General features: G+C 59.0%; 9 protein-coding genes and 2 pseudogenes. 9 read left to right on the top strand and 2 right to left on the bottom strand.

What is annotated here, in order from left to right; genetic code table 11:
• Positions 1 to 99: 99 nt before the first annotated feature.
• Positions 100 to 363: a hypothetical protein gene (locus NKJ15_RS32550; RefSeq protein WP_352819793.1), complete on the bottom strand. Its 264-nt coding sequence runs from the start codon at positions 361 to 363 to the stop codon at positions 100 to 102.
• A 456-nt stretch (positions 364 to 819) separates the two neighbouring features.
• Between NKJ15_RS32550 and NKJ15_RS32545 the strand changes: the two genes are divergently transcribed.
• On the top strand, positions 820 to 1419 hold the full coding sequence (locus NKJ15_RS32545; protein WP_352819791.1) for a sulfotransferase family protein: 600 nt from the start codon (positions 820 to 822) through the stop codon (positions 1417 to 1419).
• Positions 1420 to 1739: 320 nt separating this feature from the next.
• On the opposite strand, the pseudogene NKJ15_RS32540 reads toward NKJ15_RS32545, so the two are convergent.
• Positions 1740 to 1977 (bottom strand): annotated as a pseudogene (locus NKJ15_RS32540) (alpha/beta fold hydrolase); the annotation flags it as partial.
• 322 nt (positions 1978 to 2299) lie between these two features.
• Between NKJ15_RS32540 and NKJ15_RS32535 the strand changes: the two are divergent.
• The 8 genes and pseudogenes from NKJ15_RS32535 to NKJ15_RS32500 all read left to right on the top strand — a co-directional run.
• Positions 2300 to 3214 carry an alpha/beta fold hydrolase gene (locus NKJ15_RS32535; protein ID WP_352473352.1) on the top strand — a complete coding sequence of 305 codons (915 nt, stop codon included), beginning with the start codon at positions 2300 to 2302 and terminating at the stop codon, positions 3212 to 3214.
• 700 nt (positions 3215 to 3914) lie between these two features.
• Entirely contained in the window at positions 3915 to 4166 is a 252-nt protein-coding gene (locus NKJ15_RS32530) for a DUF982 domain-containing protein (RefSeq protein ID WP_352819790.1), read from the top strand.
• 1012 nt (positions 4167 to 5178) lie between these two features.
• Positions 5179 to 5376 (top strand): hypothetical protein, encoded by a 198-nt coding sequence (locus tag NKJ15_RS32525; RefSeq protein ID WP_352819788.1) that lies wholly within the window; start codon positions 5179 to 5181, stop codon positions 5374 to 5376.
• A gap of 300 nt (positions 5377 to 5676) precedes the next feature.
• On the top strand, positions 5677 to 5940 hold the full coding sequence (locus NKJ15_RS32520; RefSeq protein ID WP_352819787.1) for a hypothetical protein: 264 nt from the start codon (positions 5677 to 5679) through the stop codon (positions 5938 to 5940).
• Positions 5941 to 5983: 43 nt separating this feature from the next.
• A complete protein-coding gene (locus NKJ15_RS32515; protein WP_352819786.1) occupies positions 5984 to 6115 on the top strand; it encodes a hypothetical protein in 132 nt (43 codons plus the stop codon).
• A gap of 170 nt (positions 6116 to 6285) precedes the next feature.
• Positions 6286 to 6543, top strand: coding sequence for a hypothetical protein (locus NKJ15_RS32510; RefSeq protein ID WP_352819784.1), 258 nt, complete (start codon positions 6286 to 6288; stop codon positions 6541 to 6543).
• Between the two features lie 268 nt (positions 6544 to 6811).
• Positions 6812 to 7051 (top strand): annotated as a pseudogene (locus tag NKJ15_RS32505) (DUF982 domain-containing protein); the annotation flags it as partial.
• 959 nt (positions 7052 to 8010) lie between these two features.
• Positions 8011 to 8185, top strand: a 175-nt coding sequence (locus tag NKJ15_RS32500; protein ID WP_352819795.1) for a transposase, incomplete at its 3' end; no start/stop codon positions are given.

The following is an 8185-nucleotide window of genomic DNA, read 5'->3' as shown; positions in this document are numbered from 1 at the left end:
ACCCAGACCCTCGAGCGCATCGCCAATGGCTGGCCAAACAGCGCTATCGAGGCGCTCATGCCTTGGAACTACCATCGCTGAACGGCATCAGCTACCCGCTTACTCTTGATCGACGTCCCCGTACGATCCAACAGCAAAAGCAAAGGAGTCGTCCCCCTCGTCAGATTTGCTCGCGATGGCGGCAACTCGCTGAACATCCACATGGCTGTCAACGCGAACATTGAAGAGTATTCGGCCTCCAGATTTATCGGCGCAGTCGCCTGCTACGGTATCGAAGCTGGCCGCCGGAAAATCTGCCGCTTGGACAATCATCTCGATCAAAACCGTCTCAAGTTGTGGCGTGCTACCTCGGCTGATCGGCATCGTCTATCCCGGAGAGTCTGGCAGGGCGACGGGCATCACCTATGACGCGTTTGGCCGGCGCACGGCCACCACCAACACGCCGGCCGGCGGCGGCTCTGCCGTTACCACCTTGTATACCCGGTGTGGCAGCGTGATCTGCCAGGCGCGCGATGCAGGCGACATTCGCCAATCTGTTCAGAGGCGTATTCCGTATCCACAGCTATGATCAATGCTCTTCCGGTAAAGGTGTAGGACGCGATGCCCGTGACTTGCCTGTCGCCAATTTTAGAAGTTTTAGAATAGTCGCATGGGGTCCGCGAAGGCCAGACTCCGCCAGTGCCTGAAGGTCAGCTAGTGAGGCGCGCAACGAAGGACCGGCAGTGGCGCAAGACGGACTTTCGCAAAAAACAGCTGTTATAGTGCTCGGCTGGCGGAGATAAATGATCCGGTTCGGCGCAGGCACGGTGGAGGGCTGTCATGCCGCTCAAGGTCATCGGAACGGGTTTCGGGCGCACCGGAACTGACTCCATGCGAGAGGCGCTCAACCTGTTGGGCTTCGGACCCTGCCATCACATGTTCGAATTCGATGGGAGCGCCATTCAGAAGCAGCGCTGGAGGGCCTTAGCCAAAGGTGCGTCGGCAGACTGGGAGAGTCTGTTTGAGGGCTACTCATCCTGCGTGGACTGGCCCTCCTCTTATTATTGGCGCGAATTGATCGAAGCGTATCCGGAAGCACGGATCGTTCACACGGACCGCTCGGCCGAAAGCTGGTGGACAAGTATCGAAAGCGCGTTTCAGGTGACGCGCCGCGGTCAGGTCGAACCGGACTCTCTGGGGGGGACCCTCGTTTTCGGCAAGGTCTTTGGAGGACGCGTCGATCGCGCTCACGCGATAGCCGTCTACGAATCACATCGGCACGACGTACTCACCACTGTGCCGCCTGGCCGACTGCTCGTGCATGTACTCGGGCAAGGATGGGAGCCGCTATGCCGCCATCTTGGCGTCCCGATCCCGGAGCAGCCGTATCCTATGCGGAACAGCGCCGAGGAATTCCGGCGGCGGGCCGAGACACGCTAAATGGGTCTGCTTGAACCAAGGCGAAGCCGCCCTCCACGGCCGAAATGCGGCGCGATGCGATCGTTCACTGTGCCGTGCGGGTTCGAACCCGGCACGACGGCGAAAGTGACACGGCTGGATCCGGTTGTGCCGCCACTCAATGCACGACTTCTCTACCTCGGGGCAAAGCGACGGCAACGCCACAGCTAAAGCAGATGGCCGGAAAGGCAGTTCAGTCAGTGGTCGTCGCCTGCGGCCGGCAAAGATGGACCTGGCGGGCCAAATTCCGCCACGTCATTTTGCGAACGCGAACGCGTCCCAAAGATACGTTCAGCCCTCGAGGCCAGCAAGTCGTGGTTGATGACGTCCGCGTGCGTCGTCAGCATGCCGTGCGGGTAACCCGTATAGACCTTCAGAGTGCCGTTCTTCAGAAGTTTGACCGACAGCCTGCCCGAATCCTCGATCGGCACGACCTGTCATCGTCGTCATGCATGACCAGCGTGGGCACGGTGATCTTCTTCAGATCCTCAGTGAGAAGGCCTTGATGGCTTCATAGTGAGGCTTGGCGCTACTCATCATGGTAAGACCGTATGTCCGCCTCTGCGATGAGGTGGCTCGCCCTACAGTGCGCGTCCGAGCGTTGCTCCGGGCGGGCCGAGCCGATCCTCACCACAGGAGGACGAGCCACCTCATCGGCAGAGGCGACATACAGTTTTCCCAACATGCCCTGATGCTACCAATTCTGAATCACGCAACACAACAAAAGGCCTTCTTCGTTCAATCGACGGCGATTCGAGCTATTAGGGCCGTCTGCGAGTCTTTATGCTCCTCATCGAAGCGGATCGGCAGCGACACGCCGACGTCGGCATGGCTCAGTGCAACAACGTTCACGGAGGACGACATGTGTAGGATGATCATGGCAGTGCTAGGTCTGCTGCTCGCTAGCTTGCCGGCCACGGCGCGGGTCGTCCCATTCCCGCCAGGCTTCAAGACGCAATCGATCGAAACCAACGGCACGAGCCTTAATGTCCGCATCGGGGGACAGGGCCCCGCCGTCGTGCTGCTACACGGCTTCGGCGACAGTGGCGACATGTGGGCGCCTGTTGCGGCAAAGTTGATGCAAGATCACACCGTAATCGTGCCAGACCTGCGCGGCATGGGACTGTCCGCCCATCCCGACACCGGTTACACAAAGAAAAACCAGGCCGTCGACATTGCCGGTATCCTCGACCATCTGAAGATCGAGAAGGCCGACCTCGTCACCCACGATATCGGCAACATGGTGGGTTACGCTTTCGTCGCCCAGTATCGCGACCGAGTCACCCGCTGGGTTGTGATCGATGCGCCGCTGCCGGGCATCGGCGATTGGGACAACATCATCCGCCTGCCGTTGCTGTGGCATTTCAACTTTCGTGGTCCCGACATGGAGCGGCTGGTAGCAGGGCGCGAGCGTATCTATCTCGACCGTTTCTGGAACGAGTTGTCAGCCAATCCGAAGGCCATCGACGAAGCAACGCGCAAGCACTACTCCGTACTTTACGCGCGACCTCACGCCATGCACGACGCCTTCGAGCAATTCGCCGCCTTTAACCAGGATGCGGCGGACAACAAGGCGTTGTTGGCGAAGGGCGGCAAAGTCTCGATGCCGGTGCTAGCCGTTGGCGCTGAAAAGTCTTTCGGCACGGCCCAGGCAGACGATCTACGCTATGTCGCGACCCATGTGACTGTTGGGATCGTACCGGGCTCCGGTCACTGGATCATGGAGGAAAATCCGGACGCCACGGTCAAGCTCATCACGGACTTCCTCGCCAAGTAGCCTATCCGCTGCCCGCTAAGGCCGGCGCGCAAACCCGACGGAGAGATACAATGACCAGCCAGCCCATGCTGGCCAGGACATCTTCTGACGCCGAGCAATTTTGTCGTCGTGAGCATCGACCATTAGCCGATCCAAGATGGCGTCCGTTGCCTTGATGGATCGGCGGACCCTGGTGTCCAATATCGTCGCTGTGGCGAAAATCGCGAAACTCTACAGCGCGCCCGCTGGTGGAGAACATCTTTTGGCCGCCGTGCAAGGAAGCCGTCGAGGCTCATCCAGTCGACGGGATTTGTGCCAGCGCCTGGCCGATGAACTCCAAATAGAGATGCAGCTCTTCAGGCAAGAAGACGGGCCCGCAGCGTTCCGTGGGGGGTCGCTGGCGATGCTATGGCAAGAACGGTCATCACGATCACTCCTCTTGCCCAGCTTCGCCGATCTGCACGCGAGATTTCCATCCCCAGAAATGAGTATTGACTTCCGTCTGTGGATGCCTGCGCCGGCAAGTGGCCCGTAGCGATAAGGACGGTTCTCGCTGTTTGAGGACCGCAACGCGTTGGCGAGTCCAGTCTGAGCGATCAAGCGCGCGCTCTGGACGAGCTCCCGTCCTCACAGAATGTTCGCCCACCGGGACAAACGTGACGCAACGGAACGGATGGTTCACCCGTAAAGTCTTGGGGAGGTTGCGAAAGGAGACCAGCATATGACCTACGAACGAGACGTCGGCACGTTCGAAGAGCCCGTGACCGTTTTGCTGTCCTCGGGCAAAGTCAGTGTTTCGAGCACCCGCGAAGCCGCCGAAATGCTGCTTTACCGCTGGCCCATTGGAGAAACCGCGCGCCGCATCCAGGCTCGTATGGCATGCATGAAGGTTCTCGGCGGCGGCAGCGCACCGGATGTAGCGCGCGTGGCATTTCTCAGCGCCGCCAAGGAAGCGAAAATCCTGAACGCCTGACATCGTCAATGCGTGCCCCACCACTGTCCATCATGCATCACTCTTGCAGCAAACATCCTGCGTCGATCATGCGGAGACGCCGAATGCTTGCGCGAGAAGGCTGGAGCCGCGGATCTGCACTCTACGTGGACGTATCACCGCTCCGGGCAAAGCGGCCTATGGATCAAAACTTACGTGGAAACCTGCCCCACCAAACCTTGTCTGGCAAACGCATGTCGGCCCTGCCGATTTCGTTGCGAGGGCCAAGCTGGATCGCGCGCACTCGGTCTTCATCGCGTGTTTTCGAAAGAGTTCGTGAGAAGGCAACGGGTCAAGTAGTTCAGTGTTCGATCTGGAGGAATTGAAGCTGCTCGGCCTCGATCCGACAGGCAATCGATTACGGCCCAGGCGTGACTACCGATAAACCTCATTCCCGTTAATCTCCGGCCCCTGTTTCGAGGCAAGAGAATCGCATGCGCGGCCTCGTCGAGGAATTCCGAACGTATGGGCATGTATGGGGCCCTGTCGGGCCGCGACATCTACTTAATGTCTACTTTAGACAGTCGCCGCGAGCATAATTTTTGATAACAGGTCAGGGTCGCGGGATGCCGAGCCGCTTGAAATACCGAGTTGTGCGGGTGCTCGCGATCGTCCCGCCTCAACCGCGCAAGTGCGCCATCATCGCCGGCGAGCGCCATAGCCAAACCGGGAGCGCTTATTCTCGACGGAGCACCGGGCATTGTCTGATTGTGAAGACGGGGCTTGATCACCAGCCGCCTGAGTGTGTCGTCGCTTGCGTTGTAGTCGTGCCTGAACAGATCAATGACCCTCTGGACCGTGATCGCCTCTGCCCATGGCAGGTAGAGCGGCCGAAGCCGTTCGCCTGTTTCTGGCGCTGTTTTGACAGGGAGTGCATTGGTCATTCGGCCCATAGCGCTTTTCTGCGGCCCGCCGTTTCGCCCGACATCAGGGAACGATATCGCCCCCCATGTATTAGAAACCCATGGACACTATGGAACCCCACGGCCACGGGATGGCGGCCGATATTTTGACATCGGAAGTTGCCAATGCCAGGCAGCGCATCCACCGGACCGAGCTCGCGCTTCAACGCACTGAAGAGATGCTGGCCGAAAATCTCGCGCTGTGCAGCAGGATACGAACTGCGGTCGAGGCCGCAGACCGCTTGATGGAGATCGATCCCCCCAGCTTTGACCGACGTCGCGTGGGTTGAACTGCGCCGGCGTTTCGCGGCCTTGCGGCACCCTGCCGCAAGAGCCTGCCCTATTGGCAGCGTGAGCAACATTGGACAGAAGCATTCCAACGTTCACGATGTGCAACGCCGACGCCAGACCGGCACGAATCTTCAGTTCAAAGAGCGAGGATAATGCTGCGGCAAACGAAGGTGGCACGGGGGGGTCTTCGCGCGAGCCGGTTATGCGATCTCCCGCTCAGAAATTTATACTTAATATTCCGACGTCCTGATGGAACCCATTCGTTGCGGGCGAGTTGCGGCTCATTGGGAGGGACTTCCATGGCAACCAGCAACAAAGCAGACCATCAGTCTGTCTCCGAAGCGTTTCGGAAACTGATCCGTTCCGAGGGCTATCGTCATAACGTACAAACGTTCTTAAATCTGGGGGTCGAACCAGAACTGCCGCCAACCCTACAGTCATTACTTGCGGCTATTGATCGGGCCAAAGAGGGGCCGACCGAAGAAGTCCTTAGCGGGCTGGCTGAGCTCAAAGCGGAAGAGTACAGAGGCTCGCTCCGTACTTGTTTCTCTGGTTCCGGCTAAGAGATTTCCATCAAACATTCTTCTTGATTTTTCCCGACTCTCCGTGAAAGAGACCATCGCAGCGGTGCGCCGAGCCGGGCCGCATCTGGTGGAAAGTGACTGCGCGCTGGTCGAGCTTATTGTCGAGATTGGCCCAGCCTTTGGCCTGTTCGTCGCGTTCGACCTTCGCGAATAGCCACATGGCAACCCATTGGTTCAACCCTCTATGAGATCGAGAGCGGCACGGGGAACTTCGCGCGAGCTGGTCATCCAATCCCGGCTCAGAGATTCTCACCAAATTATTCGCTTCCCCTTCGGAACCCTTTCACAACGAAAGTGTTTCAGACCGAATGTGGGAACGACCTTATGCCGGCACGACCAACAGCAGGGACAGCCTTTCAACGGCTGATCAGCTCAGAAGATAATCGTCAGATGCTCCGCAACAGGCTTGGTCTCGAAGTCGACGAGAAACTGCCGGCGTCCCTTGCTGCATTGTTGCAGGAGCTTGAGCGGCGAGAGCAGGTCGAGGTTGATTGGAGCGCCATCACTTTGGCAGCGCGGGCTTCTATGGCCTTCGACGAACCAGAAGGAAGCTTCAGTGACCCTCATGGCCATGCTGCGTAGGGGACGTGCCTTCCGAGGGATGATCAGTTCGGAAGACTACTGCCGGAAGCTGCGCAGGCTCCTAAGGTTTGTAGGCGAACCAACTCTGACACCGACGCTTGCCACACTGGCGCGGGAGCTTTCAGAGCAGTCTGAGCTGCGGAAGCTGGAATCGGCCGACAAAATTCCATAGTTGCCCGACATTTCCCCACATGACAACCCACTGGTTCAACCCTCCGATCCCTGTCAAGACTGAGCGTCTCGGGATCATCCGCAATGTCAACAACGCCGAGGCAGCCGGCGAGGAACTGATGAACTGGACCAAGCGTGGCCCTTGTGGGACGTCGCGGTGCGTGTTTGCATGGCCGTGATTTTCGACGAGATGGAACCTGAGAAGGCTCGCAAGGCGTTCCTGGCTGCTGCAAAGAGGAGGGGACGTTACTCCCCCCAATGGCAACTAGCTAACTTGGATGGCGGTAAAGATTCTCTGACCAACACCGCCTTCGCGAAAGGAGCCCGCCGCCGGTGAGGAAGAGAGGCGACGGACCCGCCCACAGCGGCTGCACATCACGAAGAATCCGCTGCCGCCTCTAAACCCGCGAGGGCCTACATCGTTCCGTTAGCTGCGGCTAAACGGGGTTGGTCGGCGGGCTCTTGCGGCTTTAAGTTCCTCTTATGGGTCCTCTCTGGTTCTCTCTGACTTCGGATAGGAGGCGCGGGGGTCGCTTTCGCCGCTTCGGCGGTCCCGTCCGGCTGTGCTTTTCGGACAAACGCAAGGTATGAGTCCGAAGTATGCTACAATTTTCGGACACGCGTTGGCGGCCTCCATCGTCCTTCGGACGTGGCGCTCGGCCACCAGGCCGCGCGGCTGGTTGTCATCGTCCTCGGCTTCAATTCACATAGTGGCTACGCAGGTATTATTTGAGAAGTTGCACAGCGCATGGAATTTCAAAGGATACACGGCCTTCGCGCTAATACGATAGCATCCCACCTTCCAGCTTCTCAAATTAAGCGCCTATCCTGACGCCAGTGTCCGTAAGGACCACCTGTCCTGGCATTGCCTATCAGTGCAACGACTTCGAGCGGGCCGCCGAGCCGCTGAGCAACTGTTGCACAGGACCAAGCAGCGTGGCCCAAATGGCTCAGCGCAGTGCAGCTCTGCCAGCATGCCTTTGATCGATCAGGTGAAACGCGAAGTGGTCCGCGGGGCGTTTCTCGAAACGGCCAAGGAACAAGGAAACCTACTGCCTCGTTAGCATCTGCGACTGAAAGCCCTACTCTCGGCCGGGCTCGAATCTAACAAAGAGCATCGTCGGCTCTGCAGCATGGCGGCGGTCATGGAACTGGCAAGCGAGGACCCATTGGCTTGTCCGACTATCGTTGCGCCTTCAGCGATACCCTCCGGCGAAGGCCGCCTTGCGAGAGGACGGCACGGTAGCGAGGCTGCGCTCTTAAGGTCGCCCTTACGAGCGAAGTTAACAGCACAGCATGAGCCATGTGACGTTATTGACCGGGCCTGAGCGTCGTCGTCGTTGGCGTGAAGAGGATCAGTGCCGGATCCTGGCCGCGGCATTCGCGCCCGGGGCCACAGTGGCGGCGGTAGCGCGTCAGTACGATGTCGCGACCAGCCTGATCTATAAGTGGCGCCGCACGGTGAGAGCCC

The organism is Mesorhizobium sp. M0207 (genome assembly GCF_040321995.1).
In the GTDB taxonomy this organism is placed as follows: domain Bacteria; phylum Pseudomonadota; class Alphaproteobacteria; order Rhizobiales; family Rhizobiaceae; genus Mesorhizobium.
This window is presented reverse-complemented; position numbering and strand designations above follow the sequence as displayed.